We start from the raw sequence: 24873 nt of genomic DNA, 5'->3' as shown, positions 1-24873 counted from the left end.
CCATGAGCTCTGGCAAATCAGAATGAATGCAATCACGATCAATAACCAAAGCGGTGTGCTACTTAGATTGTTGGAGATCTTCATTCCTGACCTTCTTTCTAGTTTTGTTAAAAGCTAAGGGCAGTAAGATAATACCCACAAGCTGAAAATAAAGATAAAAAATTGGCTCATGATAAACGATAGCAATCACAACCGAAAGCACAAATACTGCAACTGAGATAAACGTGAGGAGGTCTTTCCATTGTTTTTTTCGTATTCTATTTTTCTCTAATTCAACATTTTGTTGAAACAATTGTAAGTCTGGAGTAGATACTGGATTCCATTGATCTAGTTTTTCTAAACCATTTATTATTTGCTTAACCGTTAATTCATCTTCATCATCCAATAAAGAATTACTATTTCTAGAATCATTCTCCTTCAAGTTCAGCCAACTCCTTTCGTACACGTTTTAAACCATTTGAAACTCGAGATTTTACTGTTCCTTCTGCAATACCCATCATTTTTCCAATTTCCTCATATGAATATCCGTAATAATGCTTTAACACGATGGGCATACGTATATCTTCATTAATTTGAGCAAGTACATCAAGTACATCGGTCCATTCTTCATTCCTATTGGCTGCATTCCATTTCATTTTTCGGAGAGCTTGTTGCTGCTTTTGCCAGTTTTTCTCTCGCTTTTTTCTACGCTGTTGATCGATGAAAAGGTTCGTTGCGATTGTAATGAGCCATGAAGAAAACTTGGATTCACCATTATACAGTTGAATTTTTTCAATACACTTCAACATCGTCTCTTGTGTTAAATCTTCTGCGTTTTGTGGATGAAGGGTAACTTTCATTAAATACCTTACGAGAAACGAATAATTCTGTTGTAGCAGTGTCGAAAGAGCTAATGTATCTCCTTTTTTCGCCTTTCGAATTAAATCCTTTTCATCCATGAGATCTACTCCATACATTAATGTTCTATATGTAATACGACTAACTGGGGGAAATCGTTCATTTTAACATAAAGAATCACAACAAAAAAGTTTAGCCACCTATTAGTATTTATTAAGTTTACTTGAAAGTTATATATTTGACCAAAAACCAAAGTATTGTTGCTCATTCAACGAGTTCAGAGTACTTGTTTAAGTATGTCTTCTTTAACTAAACTGCCCCGTTAGTTGAATAAGTTTTTGGAAATTTATTGTATAAAAATACATCAATATGCAATAATCCATATTCTTATTATACATTAACTCTAATATTCATACTGCCAAAACCTACATCTATTAAATGCCATATACATTCTGCATGATTCAAGAGTTTCACCAAGAAATAAAATAAATAGTAAATGTAGCAGAGTTACTATTACTTCAATTGATGGTATTAGGATTTAAATAAAAGAAGATGAAGCATGGGTAGATGCTTTCTTTGCAGACGATTCAGGAGCCTTACATAATACTGGAACCCTTAATATGAATGGTGGCAGAATTGATTGGAATAATGTAGAGAAGCCTGAATATACAGACGAGGATATGGATGCCTTGTCAGCTGATTCTCCAATTATTTCAAAATTATCAGGCACAGGACAATATACAGGTAATGTGACAATTGGACAGGTTGAAGCTGGAAGTTGGGGAAATAAAACATTTACAAATGGAACATTAAAAGATACTACAATAAATAATACATCCATTAACAATAGTACATGAAAATAGTGGTACATTAGATGGAATTAGTTATTTGATGACCTTGTTTACAGATGAATTGAAATATGAAGATCAGACTAATGGTACTTCTACTTCTGTTAAAGCTGGGATTGTTACAATTGCTGATAATAGCAATATATTAGAGTTGAAACCTGATGGAATATATCAAAATGGTGAAAAGACATTGTAGAATAAAAGGGATGAAATTATCACCCCTCTCCAATTAGAATCCAAGTTTCTTCGCAGTCCATTCTTTACCAGCCTTACTAAGCATTTCTTGCCAAGTATTAAACGAAGTATTTTCTGATACAAATATATCTAATTCATCTTCAGGAATTGCTTGTAAATCTTCTTGAGTTTCTAAGGTGAAAGGGGAAGCGTCAAAAAATGAATCGATATTAGTGAAATCAGTATACTTTTTCATAAAAGATGTGTTGAACATTTCATTAAAAGGTACATGATTATCACCTTCGACACTTTTAGCGTTTTTTTCTAATTGTTTTAAACTTTTTTGTAACTGTTTTAGTCCTTTGTTATTGTATTTCAACTTCTCACCTCCTTTATGAATTCTATCAGAATTTGAAAGAATATAGTAAGAAAATTGCAGGAAATTAGTCACGACTTGTTGAATTAAGTAGACCGGGAGGTGATATAATGCCTGAATATAAGGATAAAGATTTTGTAAATGCTTTAGAAGAACATACAAAGGCTTTAAATAGGTTTGTTGATTCACAGTCTGCTTATGGACAAAGTGTCAATGTTGTAAGAGATTACTCTGCATTATTAAGAAGTATAGACAACAGATTAAAAGATATTGAAAGCAAATTGCCTAATAGACCATTGGGTAAGTATTAATTAATCGTTACATTAGGCTTCCAATCGGGAGTCTTTTTATTATGCGGTACTTTTCCCCTATGGCTGTACATATACTTTATTAAACAACTATGGGGGGATTTCATGGAGATTTTATTTGGTGTTATCGGATTAATAATTACTGTGATTTCAATTTATTTTGTCATTAAAGAAGCACGATTATTTATTACCTATTTCAGAAGTAAAAGTAAAAAAGATTATAATTTAGTAGTATTATACGGTGCAAGATCAATATTCTTTGGGGCAATAGCACTTTGCTTTTTATATTTTGGATTGAACAGCCTTTAGTGGCTGTTTTTATTATGGACAAATTTTAAGGAGAATGGAAAATGGATTATATGAATCCTGAATTTTATACATATGATTATCGGAAACAATTTGATGTAGTGGATAAGGTTAAAATCAATACGATGCCAACATTGGAAATAGTTAAAGATTATTATGAAGTACATATGTTTAGTCACAAATACATTGGTTTATGATTATTGCGGATGAATTGAGCCACGAGTGCGGAGTTTTTATCCAGTTGAACAAGTTGAATCTGTTTTTATTTTGGCTGAAGAAGGATATAACAAGCCACAAATTGGGAGAGAATTAGGTGTTACTCAACCTTGTATTAGTTACATATTGAGTGGTAAGCGTTGGAGTAATCATCCAGCAAGTATTGAATATAGAAGTAAGAAATCGGTTGTGTAAATTAAGGAGAATAATATTCTCTTACTTTTTGGAATGTGCATAGTGCTTAAATTGAGTGCAAGCCTCATATTTCCATTTATTTGTTATTGATGAGCATTACAAAATGATCCTTTTTATTTTTAAAGGATTTATATGATTTGCGAAACTTAAGCACGATAAATGGCTCTGTTTTAACTAATGAAGGGAATTGGTCTCTAAATGCATTTAATGCGTAATTGTGATTATCGGTAAACCGTTTATAATGGGAATATTCAATGGTATTAAGTACAAATTTAATGTCTAAGTGATGATTAGTACCAGTAATTATATGAGAATCAATAAAGTACATTTCAAACCTTTCATCCAATAGGCGTTGGATTAATTCAACTGAAATAATTTTAGAATTAAAATGAAGAGTAGTTTCTCCGACAATTTGAATCATGTTAATCACCTTTTAATAGATTATAAGTAAATTATACCATATTATATGTTAGAATAGTATGTAAATACTCTAATAGGGGTAGATAAAATTGCTGGAGTTTATTTCAGGAAATCAAGGTATATTTGGGGCAGTTTTTGGTTCGGTTGCAACATTAGTAACGACACACATTGTTTCAAGATACAGAAACAGGACATAGAGAAATTTATTTCAAAATATCCGACTCTACTTTCACGTAGGAAAATGCATAAGTCAGGAGACCTGCCTACATAGGGGCACTGAAGAACAGCAACATATGAAAGAACGTGAGCTGTTAGATCTAATGGGTGTTAATCGTGACACCTATAAAAGAGTCAGAGGTAAAATGAGGAATAATAAAAAATAATTAGCAGGACATAAGTCACCCTTTGTCGAATAGGTATATAAGACAAAGGAGAGTGTTGTATATGATGTATTTATTAGCTATTCTCTTTCCACCAGTTGCAGTATTAATGGTTGGTAAACCGATTCAAGCACTAATCAATTTCTTTTTATCTTTACTGTTATGGGTACCAGGAGTAATACACGCTATTTTAGTTGTAAATGAAAGTAAGTCAGACATACGTATGGTAAAACAAGTTAAGCTTCAGCGTAAACTAAACAATAAGTAAAACAAAAAGGCATCCGTATAATCGTAACGGGTTCGGTTGATGGGGAGAAAAGTGCTAAAAACAATGTAAATAACAACCTAATTAGCATATACTTCAACAGTGAATTAGCAATATAAACGACAAGTAAAAACGCTTAGAAAAATCTGAGCGTTTTTTTCTTAATATTTCCCAACCTAATTGAACTAAAGCACCCTTTACTTTAAGTACAACTCTTCACAATAACTAAAGCTATTTACATATTCACGTTTGATTTCGCTCTTTTAATTTAGCTTTAAGGTTTAGGTAGATACCGTATCCTCCTGCTATGATTAGAAATATTTGTCCATAACCAAAATTTAGATTAAGCCAATATGTGAATAACATTAAAAAGATAATCACAATAAATATTATGGTAGTAATATTTCGATAATATTTATTCAATGTTAGCCTCCTTACATTAACGCATTCTTTAGTTTAATTATTTTCTTTACTAAAATAGTAACACACACAAGTTGCACAGGCTGAAATAATGACCATTCCTGTAATCAAGTTCCTATCAGATAGTACGTTAATTATCATTAGAGCTATCGTAGCAATTAAAACCAGTATAAACATTATCTTAAATATTGACTTTGAGGTAACTGTTTTCTTGTTTCCTAATTTTATTTCCATTTTGTTTAACCTCCTTTATTAACGCACCCGTTACTTAAATTGAAACAACTCTTATTCACTGGGCTTTATCCTTCGCTTTTTTAATATACATTGTTATTCCTGATACAATAAGTATTCCTATGAAGCCTCCTATAACTAAACTAAACATAAGTTGCCAATCTATCTCTTCGTTTCTCCATAAACTCATTGCAACTATTGCTATAATAACTCCAACAATATACCCCACACTAATTTTTAAAGTTTTTTTCACTATTTCTCCCTCCAATTACTTGATTTCGTTTATATATATACGAATTATGTTTCTGTTACGTTTCAATTTTCAATTACTTCTTCTTCCACTAAACTGCCAATTAGTTTAAGTACATTTATTCACAATCTCATAATTAAGTTTAACATATTATGTCTGAAATTTTTAATAAATTTCATAAGTTAGATTGATTTTATAAGCTAAACAACCTTGTTTTTATAATGCTAAAAGCTCTGCTAAAATGCAGAGCTTTTAGCATATAATTTGTAAGTTAATTTAATTGTTTAATTAGTGTTTTGCACCTCAAAACAGAACCCGTTACTCAAAACGGAACCCTTTAGAATGAGGCATTAATGCATTTTTACTTTGATAATGTATAGATAATAACCTGTCCAGACCGTTCCTGACACGGTCTATTGCATTCTTCTTTACTTGGTGTGTCATAATCGAAAAAATATGGATTAGTGGGAATTTTAAAAGCACTGTTTTCCAGGCAGGATTTAAACGTTTTATGGAGAATTTTAAAGTAATAAAGTTGATTACAATTGATAGGAGGAAAATTAATTGAAGAATATTGTATTTCAACGGTTACGATGTCCAGTATGTAAGAAATTGTTTAAACCTAGCAATCCCGTGTTTTTGGATGAAATGAATACAGTTAAACACCAAAGTTGTTATACACTGTTTTCACCATTTTCTGTTAAAGACAGGGGAACTTATCGGTATATAATTGAGAAATATGATTTTTTTGCTGACCATTACTAAACTGGTTGCAAAAATAAAAGGAGTCTGATTCACAGTTGAATTCAGACTTCTTTTTATTAAAATCCCGTTTTTTCATAAAAATAAAGTAATCACCCTGCCGACCAAGCATCATTAGTTTACCCTATTACACGCAATTTAGCCACTCCGATTTATTCACGGTTTGGGTCCTCCAGTGGCTTTCTGTGGATAACAGCCAGGGGTGCGGGCAAGGGGTGAAACCCGTCCCCTTCCTAGCCCCCAAGCTTACCCAGAGCCACCCCAAACCAACGCATAAATTCTTGTTAGAAATGAGTCTTCTTTTTAAAAATAATGATCGCGTTCCGCAGTTTTATGCTTCTGTTACGACTTCATAAATTCCTTTTCTAACTTTTAGTACGATGTCATCAAAAATTGGACACCGGATATATTTCTTTTCAAATGGTAGTAAATTTACTTCTATAAATTTATCAAACTATGAATAATTTAATATATAAGTCTTTAAATGCTTTATTAGTACGGCAACAGGTTAGGTAAAGGGTTGGTACATGATTAAAGTGTCCGGCAAGGGGATGGTCGTGGGATAATCAACCCTTCTGTAACTTCACTTGCTGTATAGAAATCGTATCATATTGAAGTAAAATTAGTATCTAGTATACATTCTAACATTTTTAAATTACAAAATATCTAGAAATGCAAAAGAACCTAGAGTTTATCCAAATAAACTCTAGGTTCGATTCCAAAATAGATGGGATGATACTATCAATCTACTCCAATGTATGGTAATACTATTTTTTGATATTTACAGATAATTACCTCTAGAATAATCTAAAAATTGAAAAGTTTTGTTGAAGTCTGCTATAATATAGGGAAAATGTATTAATTTGGAGGATATTATTTTGGGGGAATACATGGAGGAGAAGCAGTTAATATCTTTTGCAATAATGAATGTAAACGAAAGTAAAAATGTAGATCAATTTGATCATTTTGTCCCGTTTGTAAAAGAAGCATTAGTGCGTTCGGGAGTAGAAACTATTTCAGTAAATGAATTAAAAGGTAAAATAAAAGAATATTTTAAAATTCAATTGCCGACTAGTGTTGTTAATACAATTTTAAGAAGAAAATTGATTCCTAAACATTATGTCAATATCAAGGATAGGATTTTAATTCCTAATTATGAAACGCTAAGTGATTCCAACTTTCAAGAGATTAAACAAAAAATGATCGAAAAACACGAAAAACTTATTCAAGATATCATTAATTACGGTATGAAAAATTATGAAATAACAATAGAAATGGATGAAGCAGAGAAAGCTTTGGAAACATTTCTAGATATACATCAGTTAGTCCTTTTGGATTCATCCATAAACCCTTCCTCAAGCTCAAAAGGCGTTAAATCAGATGATAAAAAAGAAGGTCAAGTAGAATATATTATTTCAAAATTTATTGAGCATGCTCACAAGTCTAACTTGATTTCTTTTGATTACATAATTGATATAGTAAAAGGAAGGATGCTAACCGATGCTCTTTATTACAAAGAGGATGTTACAACAATAAATATGAAGTTTAAAAGTACCGAAATATTTTTTGATTCAACATTTCTCATTTATGCTCTAGGACACGCTGGTGAAGCCAGACAAGAACCATGTTTAGAACTTATTGATATGTTGCGTTTGAACAATGCAATACTAAGGGTGTTTAGGCACAATATCGATGAAATGATTGGTATCTTAGAATACTGCAGAAACAATTTAACGAGACGGGTACACGATCCCCATGGAACGATTAATAATTTTTTGGACGAGCGTTACAATACGACGGACATCGACAGATTTATTTTTGGAATTGAAAATGAGTTAAAGGAAAGATTTAGCATTAAAATAGTCGAATCGGTTGATTACGATGATTATGCCCATGTCATATCGCATGAAGAGTTACAAGAACGTTTGAAACAAAATATAACTTATCGAAATCAAAATGCCAGAGATAGGGATGTACAATCCGTTTCAGCAATTATGCGGTTAAGAAAAGGTTTGAAACCGTTACATATCGAAAAGAGCAGGGCTATTTTTGTTACCAACAACTTTAAATTGGCTCAAATTGTAAAAGAGTATTTTTTTAATGAGGAAAATCCAAAAATAATACCTCCTATTCTACACGATTCGATTCTTACTAATCTACTGTGGTTAAAAAATCCTTCCAAGGCTCCTGATTTGCCAAGGAAGAGAATTATTGCAGAAACATTTGCTGCTGTACAACCACCTGAACACTTGTGGAACAGATACTTGGAAACGGTAAAGATTTATAAGCGTACCAATAAAACAACTGAAGAGGATATCGCATTTCTACATTATTCACGAGCAGCACGAGAAATGGTCATGGATGTAACCATGGGGGATGAAGATATTGTTTCAATTGGAACAATTGAAGAAATTCTTACGGAAAGAGATAATAGGGAACAGCAAAAATTAAATGAAATAAGTAAGGTTAAGGAACAAGAAATTAAGGATTTAAAGGATCAATTAAAACTGGCGGAAATCCAACATACTGCTGCAGCTGAATCACAGGAAAAACGTGTAAGCTCACTAGCTGAGAAAAGAGCAAATATAACAACTAATATAATATCAGGTGCTTTTGCGTTTGGAATAGGTCTTATTATTTATTTGACTAGCATTGATTGGGTAAAAGATAACTATCCATTTTTTAGTAATCTTAGTCTAATCGTTTTTGTGGTAATACCGACTTTAATGGGGCTATTTAATATTAGTTTGTTACCGTGTAAGAAAAAGATAAATAAATATTTTCTAGATAAATTTGAAACAAATATTAGAGATAAATATTATAAAAATGCCAGTTAAAATGAAACTACTTTTGTAACGGGGATCTTTATAAGGAAAATGCTAGTGATAGTGACTCCCTAGTTTTGCTTGTAGAAGCGCGTTTTTGTGGGAGAAACATTAGAAGACCAAATCGCATGTAATTTGGTCTTTTGTATTTGTTGTACAAAAAGTTATATAGAAATTACCTATACTTTGTTTTCATATACTTAAAGTGTATGTCCTTATTTATAAAAGGATTTTCAAAAATAAGTCTAGATATGATTTTCGGACCAATTATGGGAGCACTTTACGGTCCGGTAGCCTTTTTATGGATTATCTTTGGTTGTATATTTGCCGGTGCAGTTCATGATTATTTAACTGGTATGATATCCATTCGAAATGGTGGTGCACATCTTCCTGCACTGGTTGGTAAATTTTTAGGGAAACCAATGAAGCATATTGTTAATATCTTTTCTGTATTAGTATTACTCTTGGTTGGTACAGTTTTTGTCAGTTCATCAGCAGGATTAATTTTTAATTTAGTTAACGGAAAGATTGCATTAATTGCATTGATTGTCATCATTTTTATGTACTATATGCTATCTACAATGCTGCCAATTGATAAAATCATCGGCAAGTTGTATCCGATTTTTGGAATGTTACTGTTACTGGGTACGATTTCTCTGGGGATCAGCTTGGTGATTAATCAGGCACCTATTCCAGAAGTATCTCTAACAAATATTCATCCTGGGGGACAACCAATTTTCCCATTATTGTTTTTAGTTATTTCATGTGGTGCTATTTCGGGCTTTCACGCAACACAAGCGCCAATTATTGCTCGGACAACTAAAAATGAAAATCAAGGACGGTATATTTTCTATGGGATGATGCTTGCTGAAGGAATTGTTGCCATGGTTTGGGCTGCGGCAGCAATGAGTTTATTCGATGGACCTGTTTCGTTAAATGAATTAATTAGTACAATTGGAACAAGTGGTATTGTTAATGAGGTAGCCGGGTTAATGCTTGGTACATTCTTTGGTACACTGCTTGTCCTATCTGTTATTGTACTGCCATTATCTTCAGGAGACACAGCATTTCGAAGTGCGCGTATGATTATAGCAGATTATTTCCGTGTGCCACAACGTCTGATTTCAAAGAGAATGCTAATTGCTATTCCATTATTTGCAGTATCGATCCTATTGTCAACAGTTGATTTTGATATATTATGGCGCTACTTCTCCTGGGCAAACCAAACATTGGCAGCGATATCTCTATGCGTCGCAACCATGTATCTCTATGTTTCCAGAAAGAACTATTTTATAGCGCTGATACCAGGCACATTTATGACCTATGCCGTAACAACCTATATATTAAACGCTAAAATTGGTTTCAATTTCTCAATTCAGGTAAGTTATATCCTGGGTGCTATCATTACCATTGGGTTAATTTTACTATTCTTTAAATATGCAAAAATCAATCGCCACAACGGACTCGAGGTAGATGAACCCATACCAAAACCAAAAAATCAAGCAGCCTAAGAAGAGAAAAGGACAGGTTAAGTATCCGTGCGTTGGATACGGGGATCGTCTTCGTGCATTACGCTGGAAGGATGGTGAAAAATGCCAGTTACCGTAACTGTTGAAAATGAAGTAAACCAGTTTATGGAGAAAAAAGGCAACACATTAACGATATCCAGGGCGGATGTTAAAAGCTGCTGTTTTGTATATGAAGATACAGAAATCAACTATAAACCACCTAAGGGGAGTAACTATGACTTTATCGAACAGAATGGATTATCCATTTATGTTGAAAAAGGAATGTACTTTAAAGACAATCACCTTACGATTGGTTTGTCCGGAATGGGACCTTTCAAAACCGTTTATGTTGAAGGGTTGGACCGATTTTAATGAAAAGGGTCAGATTCCCACTGCACGAAAGTATTCGTGTGGCGGGGGACTGACCCTTTTTCTTAGATCTAAAGTAATTTCGCAAAGATATTGGCCAGGAATAAGATCAGCGATGCTCCTAATGTGGAGGAAATTTGACAAAAAGCCATTAATTCCATTCTTTTCGCTGCAGCTAAAACGGAAACATCTCCAGTGCCTCCCATATTAACCATGCCTAAACCTGTTGAAATGGCAGCTTCGATTGGGTAAAAACCAACTAACTTTCCAACAAATCCAGTAGCTAAAGTCACTCCTATTACGATACTTCCGACGATAATAATAAATTCAAGTGTAAATGCATTGATAATCACATGAAGGTCTGTAAATGTAATTCCAATTCCAACTAATAATGCAAATGTCCAGTTTTTTAGGACGAATTGGTACCACCCATTCGCTCCATCCACCATCATTTGGGGGAGAATATCAAATGTTTTACAAATCGTTAATAGGATAATCATCAATGCAAAGGGATGAAGGGGAATGAATTCTCCTAATATGCTACTGATTGCAAAAAATAGCATTCCAACAAGCAATCCAATTCCCAACTGATTCAAACTGTAGTTCGTTTTCCTTTTTTTGACATGAAAGCCTGGTATCATTTCACCATTACCAGTTAAGTGTGGATACTTTTTCCCAATGCCGTTTAACACGCTTGCGGCCACAATCGCAAATAAATTACCTAAAGCAATGGCTGGAACTAAAAGTGAAATATAATAACTAGGATCATTACCTAAAATATCCGAATACAATTGAGACAACGGAACCCCGCCTAGCCCCATGCCGCCGCCCATAAGCGGAAGTGCAATAATGAGAATGGTATGGATAAAACCATCCCCAACTAAAAAGCCAGCCGTTCCTGCGAGTAAGACTGCAGTTGCTACACCTGCTAGTAAAGGTATCGCGATTCGACTACCTACCTTCAGCAAAATCCTTGAATCAATTCCGAGAATGCTACCCGTTATTAATCCTGCAATGTAGAAATTCAAAAAACCACTCACTTGCATGAAGTCGGCAATCATTCCCGTTGTTTCTTCGGGCATGAGGTTCATATGTGCCAAGAATGCAGATCCAAAAATGGCTAAAATTGCCCCGCCACCAAGGTAACCTCTTAAAATGGGCGTTGTATCTCCAATCCATCCAAAAAACTCACCTAGAACCATCATAATAAGGAGCGCTCCAACCATTCCTGCAGGTAAATTTCCAGTGTACATCGCAAATAATGTAATCGAAAGGATGATTAAAAACCAGCCAATCGGAATGTTAAATATCGTTGCTTTTTCTTTGTTGTTTAATTCTTCAATCTTTTTAGCTTGTGACATCTTCTTCCTCTTTTCTAAACTATTCTAGACTCAGGCTCGACTAAACTAAAGTATTATTCTAATACGAGAAGCTACATGAGGTCAATGTGTTTAAAATTTCTGTTAATTAAATTCAGATTTATGTACATAAATAGATAAAGAAAAAGTTTGGGGAATCTGTGTATCCCTTTTCCGGCGAAAATAGACATTTATTTAAAAACAGATAAAATAAGATAGTAGAAAAATTAAATTATATGTCTATCCTTGAAAGCAATTGGATGACAAGGAGGAAAATCATGAAAAATAATAAACTTGCTATTGTTGGTGTCGGGCATGTTGGTTCTTATGTACTTGCCGATGCGATGAAGACAGAACTTTTTTCTGAGATTGTTGTGATTGATAAGGATAAAGATGTTGCATTTGGAGAAGCCCTTGATCAGGCCCACGCAACAGCGCTTACTTACATGTCAAATACGCATGTGTACGCTGGTGATTATGAAGATGTAAAAGATGCGGATGTCATTATTATTGCCGCTGGACCAAGCGTGATTGTCACCGATAAAAATGAAAAACCGGACCGGGCTTTACTTGCAGCAGTTAACGCAGAAGTTATTCGCGAAGTGATGGGAGGCATCACAACGTATACGAAAGATGCCATTATTATTTTAATTACGAATCCATTAGATACAATGGTATATATTGCAGAAAATGAATTCGGTTATCCAAAAGGACGGGTATTCGGAACAGGAACGATGCTTGATTCCGCACGTTTGCGCCATGCAGTGGCATCTAATTATAATATCGATCCCAAAAGTGTCACCGGTTATATGATGGGAGAACATGGAATGACGGCATTTCCTGTCTTTAGCCGCTTAAACGTTCAAGGATTCGGGGAAAGCGAATTGGATAATTATTTCCAAGGGAAAGAAGCACTCGATCGAAACGTATTCGGTCAAAAAGTAGTGGATGCTGCTTATGACGTTATTACGAGTAAAGGTTGGACAAATGCAGCAATTGCCCAGGCAGCCATTACACTGGCAAAGGCTATTGTCTTGGATGAACGAAGTGTTTACCCAGTTTGTACGACACTAAACGGGCAGTACGGCTATGATGGGGATGTTGCTTTAAGCATGCCTTGCATTATTGGTAAAAACGGTGTCGAACAGCAGCTCGAGATAAAATTAGATGAGCAAGAAATGAAGCTATTACATAAATCGGCAGCATATATACAAGAAACGATGGAAATAGCAGCAACGGGAAAAGACAAGAAAGTAAACTGAAAGAGTAGGGGGAACGAGCTAAAGTAACATGGAAGTTCAATAGCGGATGCTTCTCATAAGTTATGTAAACTTTTGGGAAGCTTCTTTTTTTATTGCTTCTCTAAACGGGGAACGTGTAAACTGGAAGATATAGAACCATTAAAGAATGGGGAAAGATAATATGGATCATCACATGGAAGATTTTACAATAAATTTGCAACAAATCGAATCATTGGCTCCAAGATTAAATCAAGGAATTCAAATGATGCTTGTTATTCATGGGGAGCTGAGGGTTGAAACGAATAGCCGATTCTATCTATTAAAGGAAAGAGATGTTCTCGTTATTAATCGGAATCAACTATATCAGGCAAATGGTGCTACAGAGAATCGTGTGTTGATTTTGACTATTTCAGATCGGTTTATGCTTGATCTTTACGAAGAGTATCCATATAGTCGGTTTGAATGCTTCTCAGGAGACATAGATATGGGAAGGGAATCGATGATCAATAATATTCGCAAGCTATTAGCGGAATTGATGATTAGTTACTACCGAAGAGACGAAAGTTATCGAATAGAATTACAAGCATACGTTAGTCAAATTCTCCTTATTTTAATTCGCCGTTTTAAACAAAAGGGCAGCACATCGGAAAGGGTGGATACAGCTGACCAGCGTTTAACACAAATTATTGATTATATGGAGAAGAATTATAATCAACCAATCACATTAGACACAATCGCACAACGGTTTTATTTATCTTCCGGATACTTGTCTCGCTATTTTAAAAATAAGACGGGCATTGGTTTTAATCGTTTTTTGATGAAAATTAGGCTTGAACATTCCATGAAAGACTTACTATATACATCGGAATCCATTTCCCATATTGCAATGAATAATGGCTTTCCAAATACGAAGTCTTTTGTGAGTTTCTTTAAAGAAATATACAAGCGTACGCCTAAAGTCTATCGGGAGGAAAATAAGGAAGAAAGAATCGATACGATGAAAACCTATGATTTTGATGATGCTATTCATATTATCAAATCACCAGAGGTTTTAGAGAAGCTAGGTATGTTCCTTACCGATACAGATGAATCCTATACGAATTCAGAGACGCAACTTTCGGAATTAAACGTTGATTTAGGCCAAGTTACGAAGGATAAAATAAATCGGCCAATGCATAACCTTGCTATTGGAGAGTTAAGGGAGTTATTAAAGGAAGGTGTACGATTACAAATTTTAATGGCAAAAAAAGACTTGCGCCTGGAGAATATCGCTATCAGACAATTGATTGGTGGTTCGACCTTCATTAAACCTGTCGAAACAGATGAAATCATTGCGACCACTTCACCTTATTATAACGCAGATTTCGCTTTGAATTTTCTAAAGCATCATGATTTATCACTTTTTATTCGCGTCGATTATAAGGAAATAACGAGTGATGAAGTGGCTTATTTTAAAGAGTTAACGAATTTTATGAAACATTGTATGAATGTATATGGGACCTCTTATCTTGAAAATTGGCATTTTATGTTATATGAACCATCCGTAACAGCTGTAAGTGGAACGGAGATGGAGCGCATCTACTTGAAATTGTACGAAACATTAAAATCACTTGTACCAGCGATCCGTATCGGCTCCTTTTTGCCATTTTCTTTCAAAGAGGAGAAGGCGACGAATAATCATACGTGGTTGGTAGAAGGAGACGTACCGCTCGATTTTATTGGCTATGAAGCGAATCAAAACGAGATTATTGACTTTACAGAATTAGGTGATGATCGCTTTTCACTCGCAGAAGGATATATTAAGGAAAAAACAGATAAAATGAAGCGCTATTTAAGAAAATATGGGAAAAACCTGCCCCTTAGTTTAGTGAGCTGGAATACGCTTTCAGGGAATACGAGACACACGAATGGGACGTTTTTCCGTGGTGCATTAGTATTAAAGAATGCACTCGAATTAGCAAGCGAAGTAGAATCGATGGGCTTTTGGATTAATACGGAACAGCACGAGAAGTCGGGAAGAAATCGGCAAATTTCGATGGAGGGGTTGGAGCTTTACCATTACTTTAATGGAAAACGCCCAGCATACTTTGCGATGCAGTTTTTAGAGAAGTTAAGCGGAACCATCATCGCACAAGGGCAGGAATATGTAATGACGGAAAATGATCGTGGATATCAACTTATCCTCATGAATATCAATAATGTAAATCCATATTATTCCGTCGAAGAAACGTTTCTAAAAAAATTAAACAAAGATATTCGCGTCACCATTGCAGGGTTAAAGCCTGGTAATTATCAAATTAGAAAACATGTATTCGATAAAGATCACGGAGCACTCTATACAAAATGGTGGAATCTGAATAGTGAATATGGAATGGATGCGGAGGTTATTGATTACATCACACAAACAAGTCAACCGTCATTGGAACTATTCGATGAGCGGATTGATGGGGATTGGTCGTTTTATTCGTATATGACGATAAATGCCATTCATTTCTTTGACATTCGAAGAGCGCATCTTTAATTAGTAATTCTATAGATGATTGATAGGGTCGGTTTGTTAACTATCCTAACAATCATCTATTTTTGTTAAAAAATAGCGGGTAATTTTCTACCTATCTTTCATCATGTGAAAAAATGCACATGATATAAGGGTGATGAGGCGGAAAAATACCTTATTTTAAAATTGGATATTTCTTATAATTAAGTTGTAACAAAGATGAGCTCATAAATTGTTTATTGCACTATATCCAATTGATTTATTTAACACGAAGCAGGTTAAGGATGGCAAAAATATAGTAATTGCCATCACAAATGGAGTTTCAACAAATAGGAGGTTGTATCATGGAAGCAACGTATAAAGGTACAAATAAGATGCTAACAGGTATTGTGTTTGGGGTTATTACATTTTGGCTGTTTGCACAATCGATGGTCAATATTGTTCCAGCGGTTCAATCTGACTTAGGTGTTTCACTAGGAACAATAAACGTAGCAATTAGTCTTACAGCTCTATTCTCTGGAATGTTTATTGTTGTAGCAGGTGGACTAGCAGATAGAATTGGTCGGAAAAAAGTTACGAACGTTGGTTTAATTTTAAGTATTGTCGGTTCACTATTGCTTGTTTTAGCGAATGGTTCCACATTATTAATTTTAGGACGAATATTACAAGGATTATCTGCGGCAGCCATTATGCCGGCAACCATTGCTTTAGTGAAAGAATACTTTGATGGGGCAGATCGTCAACGTGCACTTAGTTACTGGTCCATTGGTTCTTGGGGTGGTTCTGGTCTCACTTCATTCTTTGGTGGTGCCGTTGCAACATCTTTAGGCTGGAAATGGATTTTCATTTTCTCCATTGTATTCGCAATCCTTGCAATGTGGTTAATTAAAGATACACCTGAAAGTAAAGCAGAAACAACAGGTGCATTTAAATTTGACTTTGGTGGTCTAGGAATCTTTATTGTGACCATGCTCGCATTAAATATCTTTATTACACAAGGGGCTGGCTTCGGTTGGACAAGTCCGATAACGATTGGCCTTGCAGTAATTACAGTTGTTGGTGTTATATCCTTTATTAAATACGAAGCAAAACGTAAAAATGCATTAATTGATTTCAAAATGTTTAAAAGCAAACCATATACAGGTGCTACCATCTCTAACTTCTTATTGAATGCAGTAGCAGGTACACTTATTGTAGCAAACACATATGTACAGGTTGGACGCGGATTTTCAGCATTTCAATCAGGAATGCTTTCACTAGGTTATCTCGCAGCGGTCCTTGCGATGATTCGTGTTGGTGAGAAATTGATGCAACGTACTGGCGCAAAAAAGCCAATGATTTGGGGAACTACGTTAACAATGATTGGTGTTGGAGTTATGGGACTTACCTTTTTACCAGATATGCTGTATACCATTGTCGTTTTTGGCGGATTCATCCTATTCGGTTTAGGACTTGGAATGTATGCAACACCTTCCACAGACACAGCAGTTACTTACGCACCATCAAACAAAGTTGGGGAAGCATCAGGTGTGTACAAAATGGCAAGTTCGCTTGGTAATGCATTTGGTGTAGCGATTTCTGCAACGGTTTATAGTACGATTACAGTCTTCAGTAGTGTGGAGGTAGCAGCAACCGCGGGGATTATAACAAACGTTATATTTGCAGTGTTAGCACTTCTCTCCATTATCGTTTTTGTACCAAATAGTTTTGAAAAAGAAAGCACCAACACCGGTCATAAAGCCAGTTAACGCAAAGCGCTAAAAACGTATAAAAGGAGAGGGTTGTAATGAGAAGCCAATTAATGGAAATGTTGGAATCGCGTAAAGAAGAAATGATTGAAATTCGTCGCTATCTTCATCAATATCCAGAAGTATCCTTTGAAGAAGAGAAAACAGCTCAATATATTGCAGATTTATATAAAAATAAAGATGTAAAAGTAGAAACAAATGTCGGTAATGGTTACGGGATTGTCGTAACCATTGCTGGTGGGAAACCGGGAAAAACAATTGGACTAAGAGCGGATTTCGATGCACTTCCAATAACAGAAGAAGCAGATGTCCCATTTAAATCCAAGAATGAAGGTGTTATGCATGCATGTGGTCATGATGCCCATACAGCATACTTACTTATTCTTGCAGATTGCCTCATTCAATTAAAAGATCAACTGAACGGAACGATTAAAATTATTCATCAGCATGCAGAAGAAGTACCACCAGGTGGCGCGAAGAGTATGTTGGAATCTGGAAAATTAGACGACTTAGATGCTGTTTTTGGGGTTCATGTTTTACCGATGGATGAAGCTGGTGTTGTTGGATATCATAGCGGTTATTCCTTTAATGGTAGATCGTATTTCAAATTGAAAATACAAGGACAAGGTGGCCATGGTGCATCACCACATACTGCAAATGATGCGATTATCGCAGGTAGCCATTTTGTTACGGTCGCTCAAACGATTATAAGCCGTCGATTAAATCCAATGGATGTCGGTGTCGTTACAATCGGCTCATTCGATGGAAAAGGTACGTTCAATGTGATTAAAGATAGTATCGAACTTGAAGGTGATATTCGTTATATGAGCGTGGAAAGCCAAGAAATCATTGAAAGAGAATTTAAGCGGATCGTCGAGGGGATTGAAGTAGAGTTCGGTGTGACATGTACACTGGAATATATTTCGGACTACCCGCCATTATATAACCATCCGGAATATACAGAGATGGTTGCTGAAATTCTAAAGCAGGCAAATGATAAGGATATTAAGGAAGTAAAAGAATATCCACCGTTATCCCCATCAGAGGATTTCGCTTATTTCCTAGAAAAAATCCCAGGTTGCTATTTCTATATTGGATGTACACCAAAAGGAGTAGAAAAACCTTATTTCAATCATCATCCTAAATTCGAAATTGATGAAGATTCCATTCTTGTCGCAGCAAAAGCAGTTGGTCATGTCGTTTGCGGTTATTTCGAAAAAAATTAATTTAAACATACCGATAGTATATGAAGATACTATCGGTATTTTTTTAGGAAGTAAGGCATCCGCAAAAAAAGGGTTAGGCAGTTGCCACGTTTTCTAAAAATGAAGTTTTAGGGTATTATAGGAAAAGTAAACATCCGATGGGTGCTTGTTCTTGTTTCCTTATTTTATTGTTCGCGTTTATATCATAAGGTGAGACTCAGCAGCAGTTAAACGAATCAGGCGTTTGATTTGCTGTCCTTCCTTTAATTACTACTTACTCTCAAATTCTTTTCGTTAAAGGTCTGCAGCCAGTCAACCTGCTAAAACATAGAAATGTTAGAGGTGGAAGAGATGAGTCAAAAGAAGTCCCAAACGAACGTCATGCTAATTATCTCTATTATGTTTGGATATGCATTAACCTACATGGATAAAAATATGATTGCCGCTGCAATCATTCCAATGGAAGCGGAATTAGGGTTAAATGCTAGCCAATCAGGCCTATTAATGAGTATGTTCTTCATAGGATATACCGTGATGCAATTTCCAAGTGGATGGCTTTCTGACAAAATTGGACCAAAAAAAGTATTATTAATTTCGTTTGGTACCATTTTAGTAGCGACCTTTTTCTTTGGATTTGTGAGTGCATTAGTATTACTAATGGTTATCCGATTAATTGCAGGGCTTGGTCATGCTGGCGTACCAATAAGCTCGGCAAAGGTTGTAGCAAATAACATCGAGCCTAAACAAAAAATGTTTGTCCAATCATTAATCCTAGCTACGTCTGGTATTGGTGGCATTCTTGCGTTCACATTAGGTTCCACGTTAATTAATATGAATTGGCGTTATGCTTACTACGGATTAGCTTTATTATTTGCTGTTGCAATTCTTTTGATTTTTATCTTCTTTCCAAAAGAGAAAAAGGATACTAAGGAAGAACAAGAGAAAAAGAAGAATAAGGTTCCAATCAGTGTTGTATTTAAAGATAAAAATGTATTTGTTATATTTACTGCACTACTCTTTTTAAATATTGTTCTATACGGCTATCTTTCCTGGTTACCATCCCTCTATGAGGCTGAATTTGGTTTTGATTTAAAAGGAATTAGTATTATTTTGGGTATTAACGCCATTTTAATGAGTGTTGGTGCACTGAGCTCAAGCATTTTGGTCGATAAAGTTTTTAGAGGGAAGGATAAGTGGTTTGCTTTAACCGGTATTATCATATGTGCACTTGCGTGTATCTTTTTCGCTATAACCGATAGCTTAGTTATGTCGATTATCATGATGTTTCTTTTTACACTTACATCCAATGCAGTCTTCGTTACTTTGTTTAGCTGGCCACATAAATTGATTCGGCCAGAGGTAATCGGCTCCTCCATTGCCATTATTAATATGGGTTCCACAATTGGAGGCTTTCTTTCCCCTACGATTACTGGATATTTAATTACCGCTTACGGTGGTAATTATAATGTGGCCTTTATTGCAATGGGAATAAGTGCATTTATTTGTGGCTTGGTTATCCTTTTAGTAAGCGTAAAGCCAGTAAATGCTGTGGAATAAAAGTTAATTAAGTGAAAAACTCCCTAATTTTGTTACAACAATGTTTAGGGAGTTTTTGTTTTGCTGAAAAAGGACTATCTCTATTCCATATACAAAAATATGGGCTTAGAGATGTGATTAGCTATATTATAGGAAGTGAGCAAGTATAAACTTTCTTATTTATATAAGTGCTTTTGCCCGTGAGGCTTAGGCTGTTGCCAAGTGATGATGACGGATGCATGAGGTGTTTGCGAGTAGATGATAAACTAAATAGTTGAACGAACCGATGAAAGTATTCTATGATTACAGGAAGTCTAATAGGCTCATTGTCTCTGATAATAACTTACCAACAAAAGGATGATACACATGCAAACATCTCTTATTTATGAATTACGAAAACCAGAAACAGAACAACCAGGGAGAACCTATCCAGCGATATTTCTGATGCATGGAATGGGAAGTAATGAACAGGATATTATGACGCTGGCAAATGGTCTTGAGAAGGATGCTTACATTTTTGGTATTCGAGGTTCAGTTGAACAGCCACCTGGATTTGCTTACTTCACCATCGAGGGATATGGCAAGCCTCACCGATCTGTCTTTGATGAGACCATTCAGAAGCTGGAAGCATTTATTGACAATGCTTTAAGCACGTATGCCATTGACCCAGATAAGGTATTCCTTGGTGGTTTTAGCCAAGGGGCTATTCTTTCCATGGTTCTTGGATTAACGATGGGCAGTAGGATTCACGGTGTCATGGCCTTTAGCGGCTACATCCCGGCGTTTGTAAAAGAAGCGTATTCCATTCAGCCTGCAAGCCATCTAGAAGTATTTCTTTCTCATGGTGAAAAAGATCCGGTGTTTCCTCTTGAGTGGGGGGAAGCAAATCGGGATTATTTCAGCCAATTAGGCGCTTCTGTGAGCTATTATACTTATCCAGAAGGTCATACGATTTCAGCAGAAAATTACCGTGACTTCCGAGCATGGTTGGATCTACAACTGTCGGTAAAATAAAGGTTTAAATTCTTTATTCTGCATAACTATGAAAGCTTACATTTTACGCTTACCTATTACAATTGACTACAAGGTAATCCGTAAAAATATCAACGTAAAGAAAGTGTGATTCCGATTCTTTTTTATAGTGTTGCTTTTCTCGTCATTTTAGTTGATCAAATTTCTAAGTATTGGATTCGTACCTATTTAAATGTTGGGGATACGATGGTAGTTTGGGAAGGTGTATTACATTTTAAACACTTTCAAAATAGTGGAGCCGCCTTTGGATTATTTGAAGGGTATGGCCGTTTGTTTGTTCCTGTTGCAATCATCATTACCGGTATCATTATTTATATGCTGAAAAAAGGGTATATAAATGGAAAACTGTTGAAAATAGGAGTTGCCCTTTTTGTGGGTGGTGCGATTGGAAATGCTATTGACCGAATTTTATTTAATCAAGTAACGGATTTTATCCACGTTCAATTTGGCCAAGGTATTCTTAATGTAGCAGATTATGCTCTTAGTTTTGGGGTGATTTTGATTTTCATAGATTCCGTAATGGATGAGATAAAAAAGCGAAAGGCTGCAAATCTGAATTAATTCATTACACTGATATGTATTCAGATTTATAAACATTTAAGGGGCGATCCTTGGATGAAATAGAGAAAAGGAACGTCCCAAAAACCAGGAATAACACGTTATGAATATAATAATTGTGTGTATAATGCATAGAACAGTCCACCGGTATCATAAAGGTCGAAAACGTAGTATTATGCCTGTCCCCCACTTCGAGCATTAACGCTTTAGCGAAGTGGGGGAACTGACACATTGGATCTATACTCCATCCCTGCATGTTAGATACTTAGTGCTTGTTTTGAAATTTTTTGAGTGGACCGGTCTACCTGTCCCTGCGAATCTTGCTGTTTTTTCGTTTGATGATTGTTTTATTAAAATTTATTTCTAATGTATAATTGATTTAAATAAATCTATTGTTAAAAGAGGTGGTTATAAATGACTGCTGATGAGATTATGAAAGCAATCGAAGAAATGGATAACGGGGAACGGATAAAATTACTCAATAAGTTATTTGATAATTATTTTGATAGCAGACCTCCAAAAGAGCAAATCATAAAAGAGAAAGAAGAAATGTTTTGGGGTAAAGAAGATGAGTAAAACAGGCAAACGCGGAGAGGTATGGACTGTTGAGTTAAATGGAAAAAGATGACCAGTCGTTATTGTAAGCAATGATAATGTAATTGTAGAATTAGATCACTTAATAGCGACAGTTACAAGTCATCATGCAAGAAATGAATTCGACGTTGCGATTGAATACTGGGAAGAAGCGGGCTTAGCAAAACCTTCCATTGTTAGATGTTCTAAACTAAACACCGTGCATTTTAAAGAGTTACTATTTAAAATTGGAAAGTTACATGGACATGATTTAGAGAGAGTGTTGACTGCAATACGAAACTATTTTTAATTTTCGTGTGTATGATGTAGAGAAAAAGTCCACCGGTATCATAAAGGTGGATTTAGATTATTTTAGAAACGGAAGAACACCAACGAATGTTGTTATATCAATGTTTGTAGGTGTTTTTTTGTTTTGCGGAAAAAGGGTAAAAAAGGGTGGAAAGGTAGGAGTTGAATTTTTTACACATTCCCCCCCATGGAAGTTCAGCAAAATACCCTAATACTTACAAAATGTTCGAATTAGATAGCCTAAATTTATTCTATTTTTAGACGAGTGCCAACATTGCTTGTCAGCTCTAAAGTTAAACAAGTAATCCTTTTTACTCTGACAGAAATTCCAACAGATAAAAACAATCATAAAGGGTATACTAAACCATATTTGCTACCAGGAGGGATTCATATGGGAACAAAAGATAATGTATTATCTGTCTTCGCCCTTGGCGGTTTACATGAGATTGGGAAAAATATGTACGCAATTGAATATGGAAACGATATCGTAATAATTGATTGTGGAAACAAGTTTCCTGATGAGAGCTTATTGGGAATTGATTTAATCATCCCGGATATTTCTTACCTTATCGAAAATGAGACGAGAATACGTGCCTTAATCGTTACACATGGCCATGAGGATCATATTGGGGGTATCCCTTTCTTCTTGAAAAAGTTAAATGTGCCCGTGTACGCGACGAGTTTTACAATGGGGTTAATTGAAATCAAATTAAAAGAGCATCGACTGCTAAGAGAAAGCGAACTTATCGAAATCAATTCAGATTCGGAAGTTCAAATCGGTGAAATGAATGTTAGTTTTTTTAAAGTGGCCCATAGTATTCCGGATTGTTTAGGGATTGTATTCCATACTCCAGATGGAATAATTGTACATACCGGAGACTTCAAGTTTGATTTGACACCAGCTACTAATGAAAGACCGGATATTCATAAGATGGCTGCTATTGGCAACAAAGGAATCCTGCTCCTTTTATCGGAAAGCACCAATGCAGAGCGACCAGGTTACACTCCATCGGAACAGATGGTAGGTGAAAATTTAGAACAGATCTTTATGAAGGCAAAGCGAAAAGTGATTGTATCTACGTTCGCTTCCAATGTTAGCCGTATCCAACAGGTTGTCCATGCTACACAGAAAGCCGAGCGAAAGCTAGCATTACTTGGCCGGTCAATGGTGAATGTAGCAAAGGTTGCGATGGCGCGTGGCTACTTAACAGTTCCAGAAGGTATGTTAATTGAACCTCGAGATATTAATAAATACCCTCCAGAATTGGTAACTATTTTATGTACCGGGAGCCAAGGAGAGACGATGGCAGCACTTAATCGCCTGTCCACTGGAAACTTTCGCGATGTAGAGATTTTGCCGGAAGATACGGTTATTTTTGCGGCCGGTCCGATTCCTGGGAATGAAAAGAATGTAACCAGTATTGTCGACAACTTATATAAACTCGGAGCTCATGTGATTTATGGATCGGGAAGCAGTTCCGGTATGCATGTTTCGGGTCATGGCTATCAAGAGGATTTAAGGCTCATGCTTACCCTGATGAAGCCGAAATACTTTATACCGATTCATGGTGAATATCGAATGCTTCACCATCACCGGTTGCTCGCAGAATCGGTAGGTGTAGAAGAGGGCAATACGTTTATCTTAAAAAATGGTGATGTGGTGGATATTGAAAATTCCATTGCTCGCAGTACTCGAACAGTTCCGAGTGGTAACACGTATGTGGACGGAGTTGATGTGGGTGACATGGAATTTGTATTACGTGACCGTAAAAAGATTTCAGAAGATGGAATGCTCCTGATTATCATAGCGATGAATAAAGAGGAAAATAAACTGCTCTCCGATCCGGAATTTATTTCTCGTGGCTTTGTCGATCAGAATTTCTCTGACCTCCGAAAAGGAATGACTCGAATTACGGTGCAAACAATCAACGAGCTGCATGAAGCAAATCGATATTCCTGGAATGTCATGAAAAAGCAGATGAAAAGGGCCATCGCACAATATGTGAAAGATCATACGAGGAAGGAACCAATGATTATTCCGATATTGATGGAAATTTGAATTTGTTGAATAAGATTTTGTAATGAAGGCCAGCGCTTTAGTTATTTAAAGTGTTGGTCTTCTTTTT

At 35.6% G+C, this 24873-nt stretch carries 25 protein-coding genes; 19 read left to right on the top strand and 6 right to left on the bottom strand.

The window, feature by feature from the left end:
• Positions 1 to 58 precede the first annotated feature (58 nt).
• Both MN204_RS08855 and sigY read right to left on the bottom strand, forming a co-directional pair.
• Positions 59 to 421 carry a YxlC family protein gene (locus MN204_RS08855; protein WP_249870725.1) on the bottom strand — a complete coding sequence of 121 codons (363 nt, stop codon included), beginning with the start codon at positions 419 to 421 and terminating at the stop codon, positions 59 to 61.
• The gene (gene sigY / locus MN204_RS08850; protein WP_249870724.1) at positions 408 to 938 is read right to left on the bottom strand and encodes an RNA polymerase sigma factor SigY; all 531 of its coding nucleotides are present in this window, start codon (positions 936 to 938) and stop codon (positions 408 to 410) included. Before sigY ends, MN204_RS08855 begins: the two co-directional genes overlap by 14 nt.
• A gap of 519 nt (positions 939 to 1457) precedes the next feature.
• On the opposite strand from sigY, the gene MN204_RS08845 reads away from it, so the two are divergent.
• Positions 1458 to 1694, top strand: coding sequence for a hypothetical protein (locus MN204_RS08845; protein ID WP_249870723.1), 237 nt, complete (start codon positions 1458 to 1460; stop codon positions 1692 to 1694).
• A 34-nt stretch (positions 1695 to 1728) separates the two neighbouring features.
• The gene (locus tag MN204_RS08840; RefSeq protein ID WP_249870722.1) at positions 1729 to 1881 is read left to right on the top strand and encodes a hypothetical protein; all 153 of its coding nucleotides are present in this window, start codon (positions 1729 to 1731) and stop codon (positions 1879 to 1881) included.
• 33 nt (positions 1882 to 1914) lie between these two features.
• On the opposite strand, the gene MN204_RS08835 is transcribed toward MN204_RS08840, so the two are convergent.
• Entirely contained in the window at positions 1915 to 2238 is a 324-nt protein-coding gene (locus tag MN204_RS08835) for a hypothetical protein (RefSeq protein ID WP_249870721.1), read from the bottom strand.
• A gap of 107 nt (positions 2239 to 2345) precedes the next feature.
• Between MN204_RS08835 and MN204_RS08830 the strand changes: the two genes are divergently transcribed.
• The 3 genes from MN204_RS08830 to MN204_RS08820 all read left to right on the top strand — a co-directional run bounded on the left by MN204_RS08830 (position 2346) and on the right by MN204_RS08820 (position 3046).
• Positions 2346 to 2546, top strand: coding sequence for a hypothetical protein (locus MN204_RS08830; protein ID WP_249870720.1), 201 nt, complete (start codon positions 2346 to 2348; stop codon positions 2544 to 2546).
• Positions 2547 to 2648: 102 nt separating this feature from the next.
• Positions 2649 to 2852: a hypothetical protein gene (locus tag MN204_RS08825; RefSeq protein ID WP_249870719.1), complete on the top strand. Its 204-nt coding sequence runs from the start codon at positions 2649 to 2651 to the stop codon at positions 2850 to 2852.
• A gap of 41 nt (positions 2853 to 2893) precedes the next feature.
• Positions 2894 to 3046: a hypothetical protein gene (locus MN204_RS08820; protein ID WP_249870718.1), complete on the top strand. Its 153-nt coding sequence runs from the start codon at positions 2894 to 2896 to the stop codon at positions 3044 to 3046.
• A gap of 290 nt (positions 3047 to 3336) precedes the next feature.
• On the opposite strand, the gene MN204_RS08815 is transcribed toward MN204_RS08820, so the two are convergent.
• Positions 3337 to 3681: a hypothetical protein gene (locus tag MN204_RS08815; RefSeq protein ID WP_249870717.1), complete on the bottom strand. Its 345-nt coding sequence runs from the start codon at positions 3679 to 3681 to the stop codon at positions 3337 to 3339.
• A gap of 443 nt (positions 3682 to 4124) precedes the next feature.
• Between MN204_RS08815 and MN204_RS08810 the strand changes: the two genes are divergently transcribed.
• Entirely contained in the window at positions 4125 to 4328 is a 204-nt protein-coding gene (locus MN204_RS08810) for a YqaE/Pmp3 family membrane protein (protein WP_249870716.1), read from the top strand.
• 706 nt (positions 4329 to 5034) lie between these two features.
• On the opposite strand, the gene MN204_RS08805 is transcribed toward MN204_RS08810, so the two are convergent.
• The gene (locus tag MN204_RS08805; RefSeq protein WP_249870715.1) at positions 5035 to 5229 is read right to left on the bottom strand and encodes a hypothetical protein; all 195 of its coding nucleotides are present in this window, start codon (positions 5227 to 5229) and stop codon (positions 5035 to 5037) included.
• A gap of 1649 nt (positions 5230 to 6878) precedes the next feature.
• On the opposite strand from MN204_RS08805, the gene MN204_RS08800 reads away from it, so the two are divergent.
• From MN204_RS08800 to MN204_RS08790, 3 genes are all read left to right on the top strand, one after another.
• Positions 6879 to 8825, top strand: coding sequence for a hypothetical protein (locus MN204_RS08800; RefSeq protein WP_249870714.1), 1947 nt, complete (start codon positions 6879 to 6881; stop codon positions 8823 to 8825).
• Positions 8826 to 9022: 197 nt separating this feature from the next.
• Entirely contained in the window at positions 9023 to 10324 is a 1302-nt protein-coding gene (locus MN204_RS08795) for a carbon starvation CstA family protein (RefSeq protein WP_249870713.1), read from the top strand.
• An 81-nt stretch (positions 10325 to 10405) separates the two neighbouring features.
• Positions 10406 to 10693, top strand: a complete 288-nt coding sequence (locus tag MN204_RS08790; protein ID WP_249870712.1) for a CC/Se motif family (seleno)protein — start codon at positions 10406 to 10408, stop codon at positions 10691 to 10693.
• A gap of 68 nt (positions 10694 to 10761) precedes the next feature.
• Here MN204_RS08790 and MN204_RS08785 read toward each other — a convergent pair whose 3' ends face one another.
• Complete coding sequence (locus tag MN204_RS08785) at positions 10762 to 12051, bottom strand: 2-hydroxycarboxylate transporter family protein (protein ID WP_249870711.1); 1290 nt, start codon at positions 12049 to 12051, stop codon at positions 10762 to 10764.
• A 275-nt stretch (positions 12052 to 12326) separates the two neighbouring features.
• Between MN204_RS08785 and MN204_RS08780 the strand changes: the two genes are divergently transcribed.
• The 10 genes from MN204_RS08780 (at position 12327) to MN204_RS08735 (ending at position 24806) form a co-directional block, all read left to right on the top strand.
• Positions 12327 to 13310 (top strand): L-lactate dehydrogenase, encoded by a 984-nt coding sequence (locus tag MN204_RS08780; RefSeq protein ID WP_249870710.1) that lies wholly within the window; start codon positions 12327 to 12329, stop codon positions 13308 to 13310.
• A gap of 160 nt (positions 13311 to 13470) precedes the next feature.
• Positions 13471 to 15810: a helix-turn-helix domain-containing protein gene (locus MN204_RS08775; RefSeq protein WP_249870709.1), complete on the top strand. Its 2340-nt coding sequence runs from the start codon at positions 13471 to 13473 to the stop codon at positions 15808 to 15810.
• A 320-nt stretch (positions 15811 to 16130) separates the two neighbouring features.
• Positions 16131 to 17534, top strand: a complete 1404-nt coding sequence (locus MN204_RS08770; protein ID WP_249870708.1) for an MFS transporter — start codon at positions 16131 to 16133, stop codon at positions 17532 to 17534.
• Positions 17535 to 17572: 38 nt separating this feature from the next.
• Entirely contained in the window at positions 17573 to 18760 is a 1188-nt protein-coding gene (locus MN204_RS08765; RefSeq protein ID WP_249870707.1) for an amidohydrolase, read from the top strand.
• 330 nt (positions 18761 to 19090) lie between these two features.
• Positions 19091 to 20296 carry an MFS transporter gene (locus MN204_RS08760; protein ID WP_249870706.1) on the top strand — a complete coding sequence of 402 codons (1206 nt, stop codon included), beginning with the start codon at positions 19091 to 19093 and terminating at the stop codon, positions 20294 to 20296.
• Positions 20297 to 20641: 345 nt separating this feature from the next.
• Complete coding sequence (locus MN204_RS08755) at positions 20642 to 21289, top strand: alpha/beta hydrolase (protein ID WP_249870705.1); 648 nt, start codon at positions 20642 to 20644, stop codon at positions 21287 to 21289.
• A 105-nt stretch (positions 21290 to 21394) separates the two neighbouring features.
• On the top strand, positions 21395 to 21868 hold the full coding sequence (lspA, locus tag MN204_RS08750; RefSeq protein WP_249870704.1) for a signal peptidase II: 474 nt from the start codon (positions 21395 to 21397) through the stop codon (positions 21866 to 21868).
• Positions 21869 to 22279: 411 nt separating this feature from the next.
• Positions 22280 to 22441 (top strand): hypothetical protein, encoded by a 162-nt coding sequence (locus MN204_RS08745; RefSeq protein ID WP_194287382.1) that lies wholly within the window; start codon positions 22280 to 22282, stop codon positions 22439 to 22441.
• 61 nt (positions 22442 to 22502) lie between these two features.
• Positions 22503 to 22748 (top strand): type II toxin-antitoxin system PemK/MazF family toxin, encoded by a 246-nt coding sequence (locus MN204_RS08740; RefSeq protein ID WP_368858657.1) that lies wholly within the window; start codon positions 22503 to 22505, stop codon positions 22746 to 22748.
• A gap of 390 nt (positions 22749 to 23138) precedes the next feature.
• Positions 23139 to 24806, top strand: coding sequence for a ribonuclease J (locus tag MN204_RS08735; RefSeq protein WP_249870703.1), 1668 nt, complete (start codon positions 23139 to 23141; stop codon positions 24804 to 24806).
• Positions 24807 to 24873: the final 67 nt, after the last annotated feature.

This window comes from Oceanobacillus saliphilus, from assembly GCF_023522835.1.
In the GTDB taxonomy this organism is placed as follows: domain Bacteria; phylum Bacillota; class Bacilli; order Bacillales; family Amphibacillaceae; genus Oceanobacillus; species Oceanobacillus saliphilus.
The sequence above is the reverse complement of the archived record's forward strand: the minus strand, read 5'-3'. Positions and strand labels throughout refer to the sequence as shown.